Source organism: Aestuariivirga sp. (assembly GCF_047602625.1).
Taxonomy (GTDB): domain Bacteria; phylum Pseudomonadota; class Alphaproteobacteria; order Rhizobiales; family Aestuariivirgaceae; genus Aestuariivirga.
In genome coordinates, this window is sequence record NZ_JASGGV010000002.1 from 2,863,256 (window position 1) to 2,881,781 (window position 18,526).

Sequence of the window (18,526 nt, forward strand, 5' to 3'; positions counted from 1 at the left end):
CAGTGCAACCGAGTGAACATAAGTGAACGCGCATGGCGGCCCCGCAGTTCCGGCCCGCCTTGCTTTCGGAATTTCCTGCGCTAGACTGCCGCCATGGACGCCAACCCGACGAAACCCCGCATCATTCCGTTCTCCGCCTCCGCCAAGCTGGAGGCGTGGGATGATTTTCCCGCCGAAGACATCACCAGCGGCACCCGCAAGCAGAACGGTCATCTCTGGCTGGACGACAAGGCGCGGGGCCTGAGCGCCGGCATCTGGGAGCAGGGCGCGAACGAAAGCCGCTGGATGGACTATCCCGTCACCGAGTTCATGCAGGTGCTCGAAGGCGAAGTGGTGATCGTCGAGGAAAAGCGCAGCGTCACCATCAGGGCCGGGCAGAGCTTCATCATCCCCAAGGGCCTCCGTTGCCGGTGGACGCAACCCGGCCATGTGAAAAAATTCTTCGTCATCTTTGACGGGCCGGAGACGGTGGATGCCTCCGCCGGAACCATCATCGTGGATACCAAAGCGCCGCTCGCACCCTCGGCCCCGCCGCCCGCCGCGATGCTCAATTCGCCTGTGCCCACCCAGCACACGCGCGAGGTCTATACCGATCCGTCAGGCCAGTTCACGGTGGGCGTGTGGCAGACCACGGGCTATGAGCGGAAGCTCATCGATTTCACCCGCCACGAGCTGATGCATCTGCTCCAAGGCTCCGTCACCTTCACCGACGACAAGGGTGAAAAGCAAAGCTTCAAGGCCGGTGACACCTTCTTCGTGCCGCTTGGCACGCCCAACGCCTGGAAGAGCGAAGGCACCCTCAAGAAGATTTACTGCATCTTCCAGCCGAAGGCGTGATCAGCGCTTCTGCAATTCCCAGATCACATGCCACGGTCCGCCAAGACAGCGCCTGCCTTCAAATTTGACAAGGGCAAATCCGTCCGGCGAGAGGCGGTATGTCTTCAGGAAATCCTGCCCGGTCTCGCCGCATGCCCCTTCCAGCTGGAACGATGAGATTTCGCCGGAGGCGGGATCGACAATTCCGGTCTCACCCAGATAGTCCGAAGCAAAAAATCCGTCATCGAAACTGTCGGCAAAAGAGTGGCGGATCACGCCTTCGTCGGTCCTTTCAAAAACATTTGTGAATCCGCCGTGCATTCCCTCACACTCCAAGAGCGCGAAAGTCCTGCCGCCGGATGTCTCAAAATATGCCAGTGCCGGATTGTAAATCTTATTGTCGCTGTCTTTCTCATCCGCGCAATTTCCAGCCAATGTCCCCGGCACCGAGCGGATGGAAGCGGGAATGTTTTTGCTCCCCGTAAATTCGAGAACCTGCCCGCGCCGAGGTTGAGGCCAGTCGCTTGCAGGCTTTGCTGATGCTCCGGCACGCCACAAGGGCCGCGTCTCGTGACTCAGGCACTGGCTTTCATCAATGCGCACAAGGTTGAACTTCGTGCCCTCCAGAGCATAGTGATACACAGGCTGCCATGGCGTATCGGCTCCGCAATGATCGAGAAACCAGCTTATCTCGAGCGTCTGCTGATCAACATCAAAGCTGACGCCGCCGAGAATGTCATCCGCCTGAAATCCGCTCCCCGGTGTTCCGGTTGTTAGGAAGACGGGTTGAAGGCCGCCGTCCGTGGAAACGTAAAGCCGCGTTGATGTCGTGAAACTGGATTCGCTCACCAACAGAAAATAACTCTGATCGGTAAATCGCACGAAGCGAAACAGCAGATTATCACAGTTCTGCGGATATGGCTTTGCTTTGCAAAACTGGAGTGCGGGGAGCGATTGAACAGTGTCAGGCGTCTTGTGAAATCCCTTGATCTCCACGCTCTCTCCGACTCGGAGCGGCGACAAATCGGGTGGAGCAGCAGCCGCCGCAGTTCCGGTGAAGGCCATTAACGAGATGGCCAACTCCAAAAGGCGGCGGCGGATTGCCTTCACTGAAACGCCTGCAGCCCCGTTTGCGCGCGGCCGAGGATCAGGGCGTGAACGTCATGCGTGCCCTCATAGGTGTTCACCGTCTCGAGGTTCACCATGTGGCGGATCACGTGATATTCTTCCGAGATGCCGTTGCCGCCGTGCATGTCGCGAGCCGCGCGGGCCACGTCCAGCGCCTTGCCGCAATTGTTGCGCTTCATCAGCGAAATGGCGGGCGGCGCGCCCGTGCCGCGCTCCAGCGCCCGGCCCAGCGCCAGGCAGCCGTGAAGCCCCAGCGCGATCTCCGTCTGCATGTCCGCCAGCTTCTTCTGCACCAGCTGGTTGGCGGCCAGGGGCTTTCCGAACTGCTTGCGGTCGAGCGTGTATTGCCGCGCCCGGAACCAGCAATCCTCCGCCGCTCCCATGACACCCCAGGCAATGCCGAAGCGCGCCTTGTTGAGGCAGCCGAACGGGCCGCCGAGGCCCTTGGCATTAGGCAGCAGCGCGCTTTCGGGCACTTCCACATTGTCGAGCACGATCTCGCCCGTCACCGAGGCGCGGAGCGAAATCTTGCCCTCGATCTTGGGAGTCGAAAACCCCTTCATGCCACGGTCGACGAGGAAGCCGCGGATCACCCCGTCTTCGGTCTTGCCCCACACCACCGCCACGTCTGCAATGGGCGAGTTTGAAATCCACATCTTGGTGCCATTCAGCAAGTAACCGCCGGCTGTCTTCACCGCCTTGGTCTTCATGCCCCCCGGATCGGAGCCGGCATCAGGCTCGGTCAGGCCGAAACAGCCCACCCATTCGCCGGTGGCGAGCTTCGGCAAATATTTCTTCTTCTGCTCGGCGCTGCCATAGGCCTCGATCGGATGCATGACGAGCGAGTTCTGGACGCTCATCGCCGAACGGTAGCCGGAATCAACCCGCTCCACCTCGCGCGCCACCAGCCCGTAAGCCACATAGCCGAGGCCGGAGCCGCCATGCTCGGCTCCTGTCATCACGCCGAGAAAGCCCATGTCGCCCATCTCGTTCATGATGTCGCGGTCGAAGCGTTCGTCGCGGAAGGCGGATTTGACGCGCGGCATCAGCTTGTCCTGCGCGAAGGAACGGGCGGAATCGCGGATCATCCGCTCCTCGTCGGTGAGGCTGCTTTCGAGGTCGAGTGGGTCTTCCCAGTTGAATTCGGCGGTTGCCATCGCATACTCCTTCGCGTCGGGGCCTATGAGCCAAACTGCCGCGCAAAAGTCAAATGGCGGAAGCCCCTACCGGATGAGGGCCGAAAGTGCCTTGAAGGCGGGCGTTCCGGCGCGGCCCAGCAATTCGAACACCGCCATTTCGGTGCTGACGATCTCAACCCCTTCCTGCCGCATCCGGTCATGCGCCAGGGGGATGGAGGAAACTGCGCGCGAACTCATGGCATCGGCCACCGCATAGACGGCGAAGCCCGATTGTGCGAGATCGACAGCCGTTTGCAGCACGCAGACATGCGATTCGATTCCTGCCATGATGGCCTGCGGCCGCCCACCTTCATGCTGCGCGATCAATGCGGCTTTCATCGCCTCATCGCGCCAGCAGGAAAATGCGGACTTTTCAAACACCGGCGCATTGCCGAGCTTGTCCTGGAGTGAGGGGACCGTATGGCCCAGGCCCTTGGGATATTGCTCCGAGGTCATGACCGGCACATCGAGAGTCTTCGCCGCCTCGAGAAGAATGCCGCAGCGATGCTCCGCCTCCTGCGCGTTTGCCATGGCGGGCAGCAGCTTCTCCTGCATGTCGATCAGCAGGAGGAAGGATTTTAGGGCATTGATCAGCATACGGAACATCCCCGGAAAAGAATAAAAAAGCCTGCCCTTTGGGGCAGGCTTTCTTTTTGACTGAAACAGATTTCAGCGCGCCGCGTAAGCAAGTCTACGCTGCGAGCCGCCTTCCAGGGCCTTTTCCGCCAGCGCGCCGAACACGAAACCCAGCATTGTCCAGAGGATGACATGCATGCCGATGGACACGATTCGGAACCGCCAGAGCACGACCGCCGAGAAATTATCCGGTACTTCATTGACCGTGGGCAGAAGCAGCTGGATCACCGCGATCACCACGATGAAGGCGATGGCGCTGATCATGCAGGCATTCCAGCCGCCATGTTGCGCCCACAGCCGCCGTGCCAGGCCCACTGCAAGGCACAGGGCCGCAATGGATAGCACGATCATAATGAAGAACAGTTCCGTCCGGGCGCCGATCGTATCGGGATTGCCGACCGCCGGAGGATTGGCCGGATATTTGATCTGCGGCACCAGCACGATCGAAACGAAAGCGGCCAGCGCCAGAAGCGCCGATGTGGCGCGCGCGCCCAGCGTTCCCATGCGGCCATACACATAGGCGAAGACCAGCGCGAAGATGCCGCCCGCCGCCGTTGAGAAGAACAGGGCGCCAGTAGCGAGGCCGACACTTGCCTGAGTGGCGCGGCTGATGAGTTCAGGTTCGGGCGCTTCGCCCTTCGCCGCACTTTCCTGTTCCTCGAAGGCGATGGCCCGGTCAACCATCGGCTCGCCGAAGGTCCGCGCAAATGCGAACACCAGAATACCTGCGAGAAGCCCCACGATCATGCCGCGGAGCAGAAGAGATCCAACCATGTGCGTTCACCCCTCTAGTGACAGGGGAAGCCGAGCAGGTGGCGCGCATCATGCACGAATTCGTGCACATACATGCCCTGGATCATCGAGGTTGCGCCTTCCTCGGCGCCCACGAAATAGATGGCCAGCAGACAGATGAGCCCGGCAAAGATCGCCCAGGGCAAAATGGCGCCCACGGGGATGGGAATGGGGCGGGCGGGGGCCAATACGGCAGTGGACATGATGATCTCCTAGGATGACGCGTCCTGTTTCAGCAACTTCATACGGGTTGAGGGTCTGACTTTCGGGATGAACCCGGTTACAGTGGCGCGACCGTGCCGGCTTTTCACCGGCTTCCCCAAACAGTAATGAGCAGGACAGTATTGAACATCAGCCGCACTGTCAACGAAGGGCGGGGGCGCCGGACGGGCCAAGAACATGACAAGACGTCTCACATTGATCTGCCAGGGAGCCACGGCAGCCACCCGGGTCAGCGCCTTTCCCGCCGATGACCCGCTGGAGGAACTGGCGCTCCGGAAACACCGCCCCGGGCCAGTCAAGCAGGGATACGCTCAGGTTCTTGTCAGCCCCAGCCGTGCCGCGCAGGAAACTGCCACTCTTCTGGGGCTTTCCGGCACTGTTGAACCGGCTTTGCAGGACATGGACGTTGGCCGCTGGGCAGGCCAAGGCCTCGCCAACATCGCGCCGGAGGATTTGGCCCGCTGGTTGAGCGACCCGGATTTCGCAGGCCATGGCGGCGAGAGCCTGGGAAACTTCATCGCCCGCGCGGGCGATTGGCTGAATACAATGGCCGAGGGCCACGGGGCCGTGATCGCCGTCACATCAGCCGCCTTCATCCGGGCCTGCATCGGGGGCGTCCTGTCTACGCCCTTCGAGGCCTTCTGGCGAATCGACATCGCCCCACTCACGGAGACGGACCTCCGCCATGATGGCCGCCGCTGGGCGCTCCGTGCGCTCGGCCGCGGCCTTCTGGAACTTTAAGTCAGTCCGCCACCTTCAGCCCGAAGGCATAGACGAAGGCCACTTCCTTCAGCCGGTCAAAACGCCCTGATGCGCCGCCGTGCCCCGCGCCCATGTTGGTCTTGAGCAGCAGCAGACTGTCGCCAATCTTCCGTTCACGGAGCTTCGCCACCCATTTTGCAGGTTCCCAATAGGTCACGCGCGGATCGGTGAGGCCGCCCACCGCGAGAAGATGCGGATAGGCCTTGGCCTCCACATTGTCGTAAGGAGAATAAGCCGCGATGGTGTCATAGGCTGCCTTGTCGGCAATGGGGTTTCCCCACTCCGGCCATTCCGGCGGGGTGAGCGGCAGCGTGTCGTCGAGCATGGTGTTCAGCACATCCACGAAAGGCACTTCCGCGACGATGCCGCGAAACAGGTCCGGCGCCATGTTGGCGACAGCGCCCATCAGCATGCCGCCCGCCGAACCGCCCTGCGCCACGATATGGCCGCGCCGCGTGAAGCCCTCCTTCACAAGATGCTCGCCCGCTGAAATGAAATCGCGGAACGTGTTGGTCTTCTTCGCCAGCTTGCCGTTGAGATACCAGCCGCGGCCCTTTTCCTGCCCGCCCCTGATATGGGCGATGGCGTAGATAAAGCCGCGATCCACGAGCGAAAGAATATTGGTGTTGAAGCCGGCCGGAATCGAAATGCCATAGGAGCCATAGCCATAAAGCCACACGGGCTCCGAGCCATCGAGTTTCGCGGTCTTCCGGTACAGCAGTGTGACCGGAATCGACTCGCCGTCATGGGCGGGCGCCTGAATGCGGCGCGTCACATAGTTTTTGGGATCATGCCCGCTCGGCACCTCCTGCGTCTTCTTCAGCACGCGCGTGCGGTCGCGCATGTTGTAATCGAAGACCGAGGCCGGTGTCGTCATGGAGGAATAGGTGAAACGCAGGATGTCGGTATCAAACTCCCGCATCTCGCCGAAGCCGAGCGAATAGGCCTCTTCCTCGAAGGCAATCACATGTTCATCGCCCGTCGTCATGTCGCGCACCACGATGCGGGGCAGCGCGTTCTCGCGCTCCATGCGCACCATCCAGTTCTTCAGCATGAACATCGAGACGATGAAGCAGCCGGGGCGGTGCGGGATCAGGTCGGTCCAGTTTTGGGGCGATGGGTCGCTCACCGGCGCCGAGACGATTTTATAGTCCTCCGCCCCGCCGCGATTGGTCTTGAAGATGAAACGGTCAGCCCAGTGTTCGAGATCGTACTCGATGCCTTTCTCGCGGGGCGCGATCAGCCGGGGCCCATCGTTGGGCCGCGCCGCGTCGATGACCCACAATTCGGATGTATCGTGATCGTGAATGTCGATCACGATGAACTTGTCGGATGAGGTCTTGCCCACGCCCGTGAAGAGACCTGTGTCCTTTTCCTCATAGACCAGCCTGTCCGCCGATTGCGGCTGGCCGAGAACGTGGTGATAGGTCTTGAGCGGCCGGTGGTTTTCATCCTGCAGCGTGTAGAAGAAGCTCTTGCCATCCGCAGCCCATGTCGCGCCGCCTGCGGTATTCTCAAGAATATCGGATCGTTCAGCGCCCGAAGCGGCATCGCGCACCTTCAGCTCATAGAATTCCGAGCCGTTGCCGTCGAAGCTCCAGGCCATCAGGCTGTGATCGGGCGACATGGTGAGGCCGCCGATCTGGAAATATTCCAGGCCCTCTGCTTCCTTGTTGCCGTCGAGCAGAAGCTGCTCCGACCCTGTCATGTCGCGTTTCTTGCGCAGGAAGCGCGGATGCTGCGCCCCAGTCACATAGGACGAATAATACGAGTACGGACCATCTGGCGCCGGCACCGAAGAATCATCCTCCTTGATGCGGCCTTTCATCTCCGCGAAGAGCTTTTCCTGAAGGGAAGCCGTATCGGCCATAACAGCCTCGTGATAGGCATTCTCGCCGTCGAGAAAGCTCCGGATATCGGCGGGGAGGACGGAAGGATCATGCATCACCTCCTGCCAGTTTTCCGCTTTCAGCCAGTGATAGTCGTCGCTGCGGGTGATGCCGTGCTGCGTCTCGGCATGGGGGCGCTTCTCCGCCAGGGGCGGCGTCACAGTGGGCTTGTCCATGGGTCTTATGCCTTGGGCTTGAAGTTGAGGGCCACGCCATTCATGCAATAGCGGAGGCCTGTGGGCTCCGGCCCATCGGGAAAGACATGGCCCAGATGGCCGCCGCAATCGGCGCACAGCACTTCCGTGCGGGTCATGAAATGCGAGCGGTCGATTTTCGTCTCCACCGCATCCTCTGAGGCTGTTTCATAGAAACTCGGCCAGCCGCATCCCGCATCAAATTTGGTATCGGATGCGAACAATGGCTTGCCGCAACCCGCGCAATAAAACGTGCCCTCGCGATGTTCATGGTTGAGCGGGCTGGTTCCCGCCCGCTCCGTGCCGTGTTCGCGCAGCACGTGGTAGGCCTCGGGTGAAAGCTCCTTCTTCCACTCGGCATCGGTCTTTTTCGTCTTGTCCATGAGTCATGTCCCTGTTTCAGCCCCCAAGATGGGGGATCGGGCCGGTCTTGGGAAGCCCGCGGAAGTCACGCTTTGGCGAGCCACGGTTTACCAGCCTTTAACCATAAGCCCAGCCAATGTGGCATGGTTACCGGGCAAACCGGTGAACTTAAAGAGTTTTACAGCCTTCCCCTTCATGTCTTGTTGGTGGAGGATATTTTTTGCGCGACGCCATGACGGATCCCGACAGCAAGGTTCACGACGAAGCCGGCCTCCCTGGCTCCGCCATGCTTGCGTTTGGCGCCACAGCCAAGGCCCGGAAACGCATCACCGCCACTTCTTTCCGCGCGCTCACCGCCCTCCTCCGCAAGGATGAGCCGCAGGAACCGCTCCCCGCCATTCCAGAACTGTTCGTGGAACCTGAACCTGTCATCGAACAACTCGATGCTGGGGAGGCCGTGGTTCCGGACCCCGGCACTGCAGAGCCCGCGATCCTCACGCCCGATCCTTTGCCGCAGCTTCACGAATCGCTGGCGGAGGAGCAGGCCCCGCCACTGCCGGATGTGGTCCTCCCGGTTTTTGCGCCTCTCTCACCCTGGCAACCGCTGGCGGCGGAGCCCCAAGCCATCGAGGACATTCCGCAACAGGAGGCCGCCCCGTTTGACGCGGAAGCGGAAGTTGAACCTGCTATCGCCAGCCTCGAGCCCGACGCGCCAGTCTCCGAAGCCCTCGCCGCGCCCGATCTTGTGGAATCCGGGGCAGAAGAGGACGATGCGCTTCCGGGTATTTCCGAATGGCAGTCTGCAGACGAAGGAACGGCCGATTTCGATTTCCTCGCGGAGTTGCAGGGGCTTGATGGCGGCGCTGAAGACGTGCCGGTCTTCGATGAGCCGGAGTCACCGGAAACAGCAAATCTGCACACAGCACCCGCTCCCGCGGAAGAAGAAGCGGAACCGGATTTCGAACCGGAGGCTGCAGCCCCAGTGGTCCCTCCGCCTGAAGAGCCGGAATGGGCTGTCGATGACGCCGCCGCAGAACCCGTGCGGGACGGGTCTGATCCCCATGAAGCTTTCGAACTGCAGCCTGAAACCATGGCATTGCCCGAGTTTCGGTCTCTGAGCCAGGAGGCCGAAGATAATGCCGATGGGGAGCCGCCCATCGAGCGTGTGGAGCCGGGCGAACAGCAGGATTTCGAGCCCGGGCACACGCTGGCGGGCGAAGCCGCCGAAGAAGACGTTCAGGCGAGTGCCGAGCCTTTCAAGCCGCTGTTTTCGAATACGCCTGCCGAAACGCCGGACACCCAGCTTTCTCCCAAACTTACCACGCCGCTCACCGAAAAACTCCGCGACTCGATGATGAAGTCGGTCGTCGACGCCATCTACGCCAAGCCCACGGCCGCGGAGCGCGCGGCCTTTCTGCGGGAAATCGCGGCGCAGCTTGAAGAAGACGACGCGGACGGCCTGCATTTCACAGCGCCCCTGCCGGAAAGCCTTCCGCCCTCCGTCGCAGATGAGCCGATTGCTCAGGTCTTGGCGGAACGGCTCGGACCCGAATTCACAGCTCTTGCGCAAGCCAGCCAGGCCGGAAGCCCTTGGTGCCGGGTCGCGCCCGATCGCTGGCTTCCCGGAGCGGCCTCTTGAGGAAACTCCCGAGGCCGACGAGGCATCTGGCGAACTGGCCATTTCTCTCATCGATCTGATGTCGTCCGGTGTCGGCACGGCCCTGCCGCAGGAACGCGCGCTCGCCGCCGATACGCTGCTCCGCATGGTGCCCCGAATCCCCGTGAAGCAACTTGTCGCAGTGGTGGAGCGCATCGCGATCATGGAAAGCCCGCCGCCCCTGCTGGTGGCGCGGCTTATCCGCGATCCCCGTGCGGAAGTGGTGGCTCCGCTGGTCGAGCGCTGCATGCACATCACCGATCAGGATCTGATGACGGCGGCCAATGAAGGCGATTCCCCCAAGCGCCGCATGATCGCACGCCGCCGTGTGCTGTCACCCCTGATGTGCGATCACCTGATTGAAATCGGCGATGCATCGGTGCTGCTGACGCTCATCCGCAATCCCGGCGCGTCTTTCTCGCATGAGGCTTTTTATACGCTCGCCGATCTTGCAAGCCGCCACAACGCGCTGCTGGCGCCGCTCACCACAAGGCCCGACCTTCCCGCCACCGTCGCCTTTGAGCTCTTCTGGTTCGTGCCGCCGGAACTGCGCCGCTTCATCTTCTCGCGCTTCCTCACCGACTCCGAGAACCTCAACCGCATTCTCAAGATCACGCTGGCGGGGCAGAGCAGCGGCGAAGCCAAGTTCCCGGCCAAGGAAAAGCTGGACGAACTGATCGACGTGATCGTTGATGGCGATCTGGAGCTGGCGGCCGCCATGATGGCCGGCATGGGCCGCATCAGCCACGCCACGGCCCGCCGCATCCTGTCCGACGCGGAAGGTGAATCGATCACTGTCGCGCTCAAGGCCATGGGGTTCCCGCGCAGCAAATTCGGGCCCGCGCTGGAGCGGCTGCGCGATGGCGCGTTCAGCATCCTGCGCCCCGGGCGTTCGCTGGCCGAGCTGGAAGGTATTTTCGACACGCTGTCGTTTAACAAGTCCCGCATCCTGCTGACCTATTGGGACTGGTTCGTGCAGAAGGCCGGACCCTACGCCCCCCAGAATTAAGCTGCGCCCGCCGCACCCTCGCGATATTCAGGCAGGAACGAGTCGCGAGGGGGGTGGTCTTCAGTCATGGATGGCAAGAACAGGTCTGTGGAACTCGCGGCCCAGATCGTGGCGGCCTATGTCGGCCACAACACGGTGCCGCAAGCCGATCTGCCGCGACTGATTGCCGACACAGTGCGCGCGCTGGATGCCGCAATGGCCGGCGCGCCACTAGCGGAAGCTGAAAGCCGGCCGCCCGTGAGCATCAAGAAGTCCGTGACCTCCGACTATATCATCTGCCTCGAGGACGGAAAAAAGTTCAAATCCCTCAAGCGCCACCTGCGCACGCATTATAATCTCACGCCTGACCAATACCGCGAGAAATGGGGTCTGCCGGCGGATTATCCCATGGTGGCGCCGCATTACGCGGCGGCGCGCTCCAAGCTGGCGCGGCGCATGGGGCTGGGCCAGAAACGCTCCGGCTGATGCTCCGTATACGAATCAAGTCTGTTCCCCTTGCGGACTCTTGCGGAACCGTTAACGCCAATTCATAAAACCCCAACGGGGAACGAACCCCTGATTCGCGGACGGCGGGGAAAAGTGTCGGCGGGAACAACAAATATCGCTTTCAGGGCGCAACTTGTCGTGCCCGAGCAGCGCCAGCTCTATGACTACTGGATCAGCAAGGCCGCAGGCCGCGCCATGCCGGACCGGAGCGACATTCACCCCGGCCATATCCCGAGGCTTCTTCCCAATATCAGCCTGATCGATGTTCAGTCTGAAACCGGCGGATGCCGTGTGCGCCTCGCGGGAACGAGGTTGCGCGATGTGTATGACCGTGAAATCACCGGGCTCGAGGTTGACGAGCTGGATCTGGGCGACAAGCGCGACTACTGGGTCGCCGCTTTCCGCCGCACCATCGAGGAGGGCAAGCCCACGCAGGGCATCGTGCGCGGCCCCCGCGTGAACAAGGAACATCTGGTGCAATACTGGCTGAAATTGCCGCTCAGCCGCGACCGCCACAGCGGCGTAGGCATGCTGCTCTGCCTGGATTATTTCCAGTCAGCGGCGGAAGACGAATCGCTGATGTCACAAGCAATGGCTTGATACGAAAATATAATAGGACTTGATTCCTATATTCCCTTGCGGTAGTCTTGTTGGAAACAAGGAGAAGTGCCGCATGACCCACATCCCCGATCCCGGCTCCGCTGCCCGCCTGCTCGACCGCCTTCTGGCGGGAGAAGGCTACGTGATCGAACGGGGTACCGAGTGGTGCGTCTATGTGCGCCGCAATGACTATGCCCGCCCGGTTGACAGGATTCTGTCAGCAGCCGTCACAGAACTTGTGGCGAAGGGCCATCTGGTGCCGCGCAAGGGTGGCGGGCTTGAGCCGCTGCGGCAGCGCATGGCGCGAAGCGGGAGCTTCGGCGACCAGCGGCCGCCTGCGGTGTCGGAAATCCGGATGCCGGAGATCAACGCCGCCGAAAGCCCGCTCGCCTGGCTGCGGGCGCGCAAGGACAGGGCAGGCCGCGCGCTGATTTCGGCGGAGCAGTTCATGGCCGGTGAAAAACTGCGCGCCGACTATGAGCGGGGATGCCTTGGCGCTCGTGTGACCGCCAATTGGGACATGTCGGCCGCGGCGGGGCGGCCGGGGCGGAACGCGGCTGCCGATCTCTCCGACAGCGCGCTTTCGGCCCGCGAGGCGTTGCAGCGGGCGCTCGATGTGGTGGGGCCGGAACTGGCGAGCATTCTCGTGCAAGTCTGCTGCCTCTCCGCCGGGATCGAGCAGGCCGAGCGCGTGCTCGAATTGCCGCAGCGAAGCGGCAAGGCGGTGCTGGGACTGGCCCTCACCGCGCTGGCGCGCCACTACGGCTTTCTCAAGCAGGCACGCCGCAAGCAGCCCTTTGGCCATTGGGGCGCGGCGGATTACCGGCCCGCCATCCCTTCGCCTGGCGAGGCCTGAAGGGCTGCCAGCGCGTCGCTCTTGATGCGGGTAATCATCGAGGCGAATCCATTAGACCGCTGCTGCGTGAGGTGTTCGGAGAGGCCCAGCTCGCGCAGCAGCACGCCCGCATCAGTGGACAGAATTTGGCGCGCCGGTTTTCCCGAATAGATGATCAGCGCAATGGCGATGAGGCCTTTCACGATCAGCGCATCGCTGTCGCCGGTGAAGGTGAGAACCGGATCGGATGCAGGGCCGGACACATCGGAGGTGAGCCAGACTTGGCTGGCGCAGCCCATCACCTTATGCGCGGAATCGCGTTTGTCTTCCGGATAGGGTGCGAGGCCCCGGCCAAGTTCGATCACATGGCGGTAGCGGTCTTCCCAATCCTCAAGCAGTTCAAAATCGGCTTTGAGATCGTCAATGTCCATCGCCGCCACAGATAGGGGGGAATGGCCCTGGGCTCAACTCTTCTTGGGCGGGGCGCGCCAGGCGGGAATGAGATCGTCGGGCTTCAGGGTGGATTGGCCATCGTCAGTAGCCACCTTTGCCGCAGAATCACCGGCGCTGGCTTGATTGCCCAGTGGGGGCTGCGGATCGCCCGCCGATTCGGAAGCCCACTCGTAAATCAGCTTCACGCTGTATTTGGCCTTGGCCTCGAGCTTGCCCGCCACATATCCCGCCGTCTGACATACGCCGGGCTGGCGGCCGCAGAAGGACGTGACATCGGCAAAGGCCATGGTGGCGCTGCCGATCACGCTGGGCGCGCTCACATCAGCCTGCTCCTGCTCCTGGTCCGGGCCATGGGCCGTCTCAGGCGGAGACGGCAGCAGAACGCCGATCCCGGTGAGAAGTATGATGGTCCGAATGATACGCATGCCCCGGATTTACAGGATTGCACTTGCTGCAGGATGAAAACGGGGGGTGGGAGTCGACTCTAAATTTAATGATCTCGTTAACACTCTCTTAATTCCCGTCCAGCGATGGTTCGGAAAGGCGGTGTTAACCGCGTCTGCTGCAATCTCTGCCTTCCCGGCGGTGTGGGTCGAGTTTGGAATTCTCCGATGCGCGAAGAGTATGATGACGAGCCAAGGCGGTGGAAACTGGCCACTGTTTTCGCCTGGGCCGCGATCGGGGTGATCAGCACGGGCGTGCTTTACAATACGCTCTGGCTGCAGGGCGGAAAGTCTGGCATCACCGATGTTGCGCAGGGCAATAATCCGCAGAATGTCGCTGCCGCCAGCGGCACGACGATCCAGCTCAAATACGATCCCGTGGTGGAAGAGGTGCAGCGCCAGCTTCTCGCCTCAGGTTACTACAAGGGCGATATCGATGGCGTCACCGGCAAGCGCACCAAACAGGCGATCCAGGCCTATCAACAGGCCAACGGCCTGACGGTGACGGGCGAACCCACGCCCGATCTTGCCGATCACATCCGCTATACCCGCGAGGTGGCCGAGGCTTCGATCTTCACCGGCAGCGTCGAGCCTGATCCCGATGCCGAAGCGCGCGCCCAGATACGCCGTGTGCAGACAGGCCTTGCCGAACTTGCCTATAGCCCCGGCGTGATCGATGGCAAGATGAATGACCAGACCAAGGGCGCCATCACCAAGTTCCAGCATGACCGCGGCCTCGCCGAGACCGGCAAGATCACCCCGGATCTTCTCGCCGAACTTTCAAAACTTTCTGGCCAGTCCGATATTTCGTCGAACTGATCGCCCATGCGCCTGAAGAGCGCCATCTGGGTGGCGGCCTTTCTCCGCAGGGGGCAGGCGGAAGGCCATTTTGGCGCCGTCCTGAAGAAGGGTGCTGAAGAAGCAGGCGCGATCTATGTGATCGTCAATCATCTCGATGGCACGTTTCATTTTCTCGGAGCGCCGCCTGGCTCCACCTTCAGCGAAGATGGGGAAAGGCTGTGGATTGAAGAGATTCCATTCCCGGCGAATCAGGAATCAATCGATACGCTTCTGGCGCGGCGGCGAAAGGTTGATCCTGATATCTGGGTCGTCGAAATCGAAGACCGCACCGGCCTTGGCGGCCTCACGCTTTCAAAGATGTGAAGATTGAATCCGCTTTGGCGCACAGGCTTAGGAAAGTTTTAAGATAAACGCGCGTTAATTCTCGCCATGTTCCGCGGTGGGCGGACGGAATCGAGAGTGATGCGATGGCTGCTGTGATTGAGTTCCCGATGGACCGCACCGGCAAAACAGGCCGGGCTCAGGGCGAAGCTTCGGCTGAAGTGATTATTTTTCCGGGCGTGCGGATCGAGCGCGAGAGCATGAGCCTCGCTGAGCGCCTTACGCCTTCTTCGCCGCGGAAGGCGCGCTGACCGAAACCTTGGGCGGCATGGGCGCGCAGGTGGTCTTTGAGAGACCACGCTGAATTCCTGCCCGTTCCGCCGGATCGCTGGCCGGCTGCCAGAGTACGGCGATGCCGCGCGGCTCCGGCGTATCGACATTCCATCCCGCTTCGGCAATCGCGTCATCGGAACCCGGCTGGGTCAGCATCTCGATCAATCCCGGCGCACGCTTGAGCTTCACCGTGAACTGCCCTGAACCGGCCTGCGTATCGTTGAGCGCGTAGAGCACCTGTCCCGAACGCGAATAGATCGTCAGCGTCCAATAGCCGGGCGCCATATCGGCGGTGAATTTGACATCCGCCTTCGAAACATCGAAGGCACAAATGCCTGCAACGGAATTGGAGGGATAGCCGGGAAACAGCCGCTGCTGATCCTCCGGCTTCAGAACCACGAAATGATTGGCGCCCGCATGTTCGAGAACGCCCGCCAGCGACCTGTCGAGCGTATAGGCCGGAACCGCGAGTACAAACGCGGCATGGGTGGCAAGGGCGGCGAAGAAGGCGGCGGCGATCCAGTAAAGCTTTCCCATCAGCACCCACCCTTGGTGATGGTGAAGAGTGGCAGGGCCGCCGTGGACGAAGCGGCCGATGGCGTGGCGATCGTATAGAGCAGCGTATAGTCCGAACCTGATGGTGGCCGGAGCCAGTTGCCGGTCTGCGGCAGGCGGGAGACGGTGATCACCACGCGCCCATCAGCTTCCGCCACGGCTGTGTCGGATGAGATGACGCCGCGCGGATCACGCGCCGGCCCGGACGTGGCGGCGATGCTCCACCACAGGGTTGGAGCCTGCTTCGCCTCAAGAATGAAATCGCAGTCGCCGTCGAGCGTATTGCCTGAATTGTCGCGCGTCGCCTGCAACTCCCGCATCTGGCCGGAAGCGGGCGGCACGCGCCCGCCGATCAGATAATGGCCAAGCGTATAAGGCGACGCCTTGTCGGTGGGGGCGATGTCGCGATAGTCCCACGGGCCGCCCTTGACCGCCGGTTCAACGCCCAGGAAGGTGATCGCCGCCCCCGCACTCGCCAGTCCCGCGAGCGCGCCGAGTGCGACAATGATCGGGCCTCCGAAAGTGCGCCTCATCCCTGATCCTAATAGAAGCTGAACAGCGGCTTCTTGTTCTTCTTTTTCTTCGGGCGGTCGCCACCGTCAAGGCCGCCGAAGATGGACTCGAAGAACGATTGCTTGCGCGATTCGGACTGGTCCGTGTTGGCCTTCGGCAGCACCAGCGTGGGGGGCTTGTTCTGCGCAACCTTGGGCGCGGCGGGCTTGGCAGGCTTGGTCTTGGGCGGCGGCGGCGTTTCATCGAACAGGCTGAACATGCCGTTCAGAACCTGGTTCACGTCACCGCCTGAATCGGCCTGCGCCGGAATGGCATCCGCCGAGGCCTGGTCCGTTTCATCCGTATCCTGATCATCGGCGGGCGTGGCGGAGGCCACCTGCGTGTAGCTATCATCAAGCGGGATGCCGGGCAGGCCTTCCGGCTTCTCGCCATCTTCCGCCACCAGCATGATGCGTTTCCAGGTGGGAGCGGGGATCAGGCCGCCGGTCACTTCCTTCATCGGCGTGGAATCGTCATTGCCGAACCACACGCCTGTGACGTTATGCGCCGTGAAGCCCATGAACCACGCATCGCGGTAATTCGTGTTGGTGCCTGTCTTGCCGCCCTGCGGGGCAAAGCCAAGGTCGGCCTTTTTCGCGGTGCCTGCTTTTACGACGCCCATGAGCATCGAATTGAGATCTGCGACTTTGTCTTCCGGCAGCACCTGCGGCGGTGCGAAGCCTGCGTCATCGCGCTTGTAAATGAGATCGCCATTGGCGCGGCGGATTTCCGTCACCGTATAGGGCTCGGCCAGTTTGCCGCCTGAGGCCAGGGTGGCGTAGCCCGTGGTTAAGTCAACAAGAGCGAGCGAGCTGGTGCCCAGAACCATCGGCGCCCAGGTATCGAGTTCGCCCTTGATGCCGGCGCGATGGGCCGTGTCGATGATCTTGGAAAGCCCGGCCTTGATCGAGGGATGGCCGAGGCCGAGCAGCAGCCGCACCGTGACGGAATTATAGGAATGCGCCAGCGCATTGGCGAGCGTGATGCGGCCCGCATATTTGTCACCGTAATTTCCGGGAGACCAGTTTCCGATCGACACCGGCCCGTCGAAAACCATGTCGGTGGGCTTCATGCCTTCCATCAGCGCGGTGAGATAGACGAAGGGCTTGAACGCCGATCCGGTTTGTCGCAGCGCGCTCACGGCGCGGTTGAACTGGCTGGCCTCGTAATCGCGGCCGCCGACGATGGCCTTGATGGCGCCGCCCGGCGTCATGGTGACGGCCGCACCCTGGGTGATGTGATACTGCTCGCCCTGCGTGTCGATCACGTCATTGATGATCTTTTGCGCCGCCGTCTGCAGCTTCATGTCGATGGTGGTCTTGACCTCCAGCACATAGTCGCTGTTCAGATGATTGGCGTCGACGATGTCCAGCGTGTCGCGATAGGCCTTGTCGAGAAACCAGTCCGGGCTGTCGGTGATCTTCTGGCTGACGATCGAAACCTGCGCCCGTTGCGCCTGCAGCAGCTCGCCTTGCGTGATGAAGCCTGCGGAGAGCATGCGCGAGAGGACGACATTGGCCCTTGCCCGCGCCTCCTCGATATTGGCGTGGGGCGCATATTTGGTCGGCGCCTTGAACAGCCCGGCGAGGATCGCCGCCTCGGGCAGCGTGACATCGCGCACCGATTTGCCAAAGTAATATTGTGAGGCCGCTTCGACGCCATAGTTGCCGCCGCCGAGATAAGAGCGGTCGAGATAGAGTTTCAGGATCTGCTGCTTGGACAGCCGCGCCTCGATCCACATGGCGAGGAAGGCTTCATTCACCTTGCGGCGGATGGTGCGCTCGGGCGAGAGGAACAGGTTCTTCGCCACCTGCTGGGTGAGGGAGGAGCCGCCCTGCAGGCTGCCGTCGCCCCGCGCATTGTGAACGATGGCCCTGAGCGTGCCAATCACATCCACGCCGAAATGATCGAAGAAGCGGGCGTCCTCGGTGGCCAGCACCGCCTTGATGAGGTGCGGCGGAATCTCGTCCAGCGAAATCGCATCGTCCTGCCGGATGCCGCGCCGCCCGATGATCTCGCCATTGGCGTCAGTGAAGGTGACCGCATATTCGCGGCCGCGGTTCCACACGTCCCCCGTGCCGGAGAAGGGTGGCAGCGCATAGGCCAGCAGCCCGAAGGCAATGACGGTGCCAAAGGTCGCGCCGTCATCCAGGAGATCGACGACCAGACGTTTGAGGCCGGTGACCTTGAAGCGGTAAAGAAAAGAAGAATAGGCGGAGCCCCAGCCTTTCAGCGTCTGCCATGACTCGAACACCGCGGAACTGATGGCGCCATCCATCTTCCACAGGGAACGTGTGACATCGTTCTGGAACTGCTCTTTCGCCACAGGCTGACCGGATACTCTACGCAAGATGACAGCTAGGAAACGAATGTGTCGAAAGCGCGCCAGCCGCCAGCGCCTTTCCCAACCCGTTTCCGGTCCATCAAATTAGAGACAAATGCCGGAGGGTTCCAGTGAATGCTTTCGCCGCCGTTAACGGGGGCGTTGACAAGGGTGCCTC

The 18,526-nt window shown here is 61.8% G+C and carries 21 protein-coding genes and 1 riboswitch; of the genes, 9 read left to right on the forward strand and 12 right to left on the reverse strand.

Translation table 11 applies throughout. The annotated features are described in order from the left end of the window. Positions 1-93 precede the first annotated feature (93 nt). Positions 94-837, forward strand: a complete 744-nt coding sequence (locus QM694_RS19250) for a cupin domain-containing protein (protein ID WP_415008519.1) — start codon at positions 94-96, stop codon at positions 835-837. Here the strand turns inward: QM694_RS19250 and QM694_RS19255 are convergent, their stop codons facing one another. The 5 genes from QM694_RS19255 to QM694_RS19275 all read right to left on the reverse strand — a co-directional run bounded on the left by QM694_RS19255 (position 838) and on the right by QM694_RS19275 (position 4,753). After that, positions 838-1,926, reverse strand: coding sequence for a hypothetical protein (locus QM694_RS19255; RefSeq protein ID WP_415008520.1), 1,089 nt, complete (start codon positions 1,924-1,926; stop codon positions 838-840). Further along, positions 1,923-3,101 (reverse strand): acyl-CoA dehydrogenase, encoded by a 1,179-nt coding sequence (locus QM694_RS19260; protein ID WP_415008521.1) that lies wholly within the window; start codon positions 3,099-3,101, stop codon positions 1,923-1,925. Before QM694_RS19260 ends, QM694_RS19255 begins: the two co-directional genes overlap by 4 nt. A 66-nt stretch (positions 3,102-3,167) precedes the next feature. Continuing rightward, positions 3,168-3,719: a hydrolase gene (locus tag QM694_RS19265; RefSeq protein WP_415008522.1), complete on the reverse strand. Its 552-nt coding sequence runs from the start codon at positions 3,717-3,719 to the stop codon at positions 3,168-3,170. Between the two features lie 72 nt (positions 3,720-3,791). Beyond that, on the reverse strand, positions 3,792-4,532 hold the full coding sequence (locus QM694_RS19270; RefSeq protein WP_415008523.1) for a CbtA family protein: 741 nt from the start codon (positions 4,530-4,532) through the stop codon (positions 3,792-3,794). Positions 4,533-4,546: 14 nt separating this feature from the next. Beyond that, positions 4,547-4,753: a CbtB domain-containing protein gene (locus QM694_RS19275; RefSeq protein ID WP_415008524.1), complete on the reverse strand. Its 207-nt coding sequence runs from the start codon at positions 4,751-4,753 to the stop codon at positions 4,547-4,549. A gap of 30 nt (positions 4,754-4,783) precedes the next feature. Further along, positions 4,784-4,922, reverse strand: a riboswitch (cobalamin riboswitch). Between the two features lie 27 nt (positions 4,923-4,949). Between QM694_RS19275 and QM694_RS19280 the strand changes: the two genes are divergently transcribed. Continuing rightward, complete coding sequence (locus QM694_RS19280) at positions 4,950-5,513, forward strand: histidine phosphatase family protein (RefSeq protein WP_415008525.1); 564 nt, start codon at positions 4,950-4,952, stop codon at positions 5,511-5,513. 1 nt (position 5,514) lies between these two features. Here the strand turns inward: QM694_RS19280 and QM694_RS19285 are convergent, their stop codons facing one another. Both QM694_RS19285 and msrB read right to left on the reverse strand, forming a co-directional pair. Next, entirely contained in the window at positions 5,515-7,599 is a 2,085-nt protein-coding gene (locus QM694_RS19285) for a S9 family peptidase (RefSeq protein WP_415008526.1), read from the reverse strand. 5 nt (positions 7,600-7,604) lie between these two features. Next, positions 7,605-8,000, reverse strand: a complete 396-nt coding sequence (gene msrB / locus QM694_RS19290; protein ID WP_415008527.1) for a peptide-methionine (R)-S-oxide reductase MsrB — start codon at positions 7,998-8,000, stop codon at positions 7,605-7,607. A 212-nt stretch (positions 8,001-8,212) separates the two neighbouring features. On the opposite strand from msrB, the gene QM694_RS19295 reads away from it, so the two are divergent. The 5 genes from QM694_RS19295 to QM694_RS19315 all read left to right on the forward strand — a co-directional run bounded on the left by QM694_RS19295 (position 8,213) and on the right by QM694_RS19315 (position 12,588). Beyond that, the gene (locus tag QM694_RS19295; RefSeq protein ID WP_415008528.1) at positions 8,213-9,619 is read left to right on the forward strand and encodes a hypothetical protein; all 1,407 of its coding nucleotides are present in this window, start codon (positions 8,213-8,215) and stop codon (positions 9,617-9,619) included. Then, positions 9,543-10,646 carry a DUF2336 domain-containing protein gene (locus tag QM694_RS19300; RefSeq protein ID WP_415008529.1) on the forward strand — a complete coding sequence of 368 codons (1,104 nt, stop codon included), beginning with the start codon at positions 9,543-9,545 and terminating at the stop codon, positions 10,644-10,646. The genes QM694_RS19295 and QM694_RS19300 overlap by 77 nt, the downstream gene beginning before the upstream one ends. 66 nt (positions 10,647-10,712) lie before the next feature. Beyond that, a complete protein-coding gene (locus QM694_RS19305) occupies positions 10,713-11,111 on the forward strand; it encodes a MucR family transcriptional regulator (RefSeq protein ID WP_415008530.1) in 399 nt (132 codons plus the stop codon). Positions 11,112-11,270: 159 nt separating this feature from the next. Next, the gene (locus tag QM694_RS19310) at positions 11,271-11,732 is read left to right on the forward strand and encodes a PAS domain-containing protein (RefSeq protein WP_415008531.1); all 462 of its coding nucleotides are present in this window, start codon (positions 11,271-11,273) and stop codon (positions 11,730-11,732) included. Positions 11,733-11,805: 73 nt separating this feature from the next. Next, positions 11,806-12,588: a DUF6456 domain-containing protein gene (locus QM694_RS19315; protein ID WP_415008532.1), complete on the forward strand. Its 783-nt coding sequence runs from the start codon at positions 11,806-11,808 to the stop codon at positions 12,586-12,588. Here QM694_RS19315 and QM694_RS19320 read toward each other — a convergent pair. Further along, on the reverse strand, positions 12,552-12,998 hold the full coding sequence (locus QM694_RS19320) for a SufE family protein (protein ID WP_415008533.1): 447 nt from the start codon (positions 12,996-12,998) through the stop codon (positions 12,552-12,554). The two genes, QM694_RS19315 and QM694_RS19320, sit on opposite strands and share 37 nt — an antisense overlap. Before the next feature lie 33 nt (positions 12,999-13,031). Beyond that, positions 13,032-13,445, reverse strand: coding sequence for a DUF5330 domain-containing protein (locus QM694_RS19325; RefSeq protein WP_415008534.1), 414 nt, complete (start codon positions 13,443-13,445; stop codon positions 13,032-13,034). A gap of 186 nt (positions 13,446-13,631) precedes the next feature. Between QM694_RS19325 and QM694_RS19330 the strand changes: the two genes are divergently transcribed. Together QM694_RS19330 and QM694_RS19335 are read left to right on the forward strand one after the other, a co-directional pair. Further along, complete coding sequence (locus tag QM694_RS19330) at positions 13,632-14,282, forward strand: peptidoglycan-binding protein (protein ID WP_415008535.1); 651 nt, start codon at positions 13,632-13,634, stop codon at positions 14,280-14,282. A 6-nt stretch (positions 14,283-14,288) separates the two neighbouring features. After that, positions 14,289-14,627 (forward strand): DUF1491 family protein, encoded by a 339-nt coding sequence (locus QM694_RS19335; protein WP_415008536.1) that lies wholly within the window; start codon positions 14,289-14,291, stop codon positions 14,625-14,627. Positions 14,628-14,864: 237 nt separating this feature from the next. Here the strand turns inward: QM694_RS19335 and QM694_RS19340 are convergent, their stop codons facing one another. Genes QM694_RS19340 through QM694_RS19350 form a run of 3 tightly spaced genes read right to left on the reverse strand, consistent with a single transcriptional unit; the run spans position 14,865 to position 18,375 of the window. Next, entirely contained in the window at positions 14,865-15,455 is a 591-nt protein-coding gene (locus tag QM694_RS19340) for a hypothetical protein (RefSeq protein WP_415008537.1), read from the reverse strand. Then, on the reverse strand, positions 15,455-16,006 hold the full coding sequence (locus tag QM694_RS19345; RefSeq protein ID WP_415008538.1) for a DUF1214 domain-containing protein: 552 nt from the start codon (positions 16,004-16,006) through the stop codon (positions 15,455-15,457). Before QM694_RS19345 ends, QM694_RS19340 begins: the two co-directional genes overlap by 1 nt. Positions 16,007-16,014: 8 nt before the next feature. After that, positions 16,015-18,375: a transglycosylase domain-containing protein gene (locus QM694_RS19350; protein WP_415008539.1), complete on the reverse strand. Its 2,361-nt coding sequence runs from the start codon at positions 18,373-18,375 to the stop codon at positions 16,015-16,017. Between the last annotated feature and the right edge of the window lie 151 nt (positions 18,376-18,526).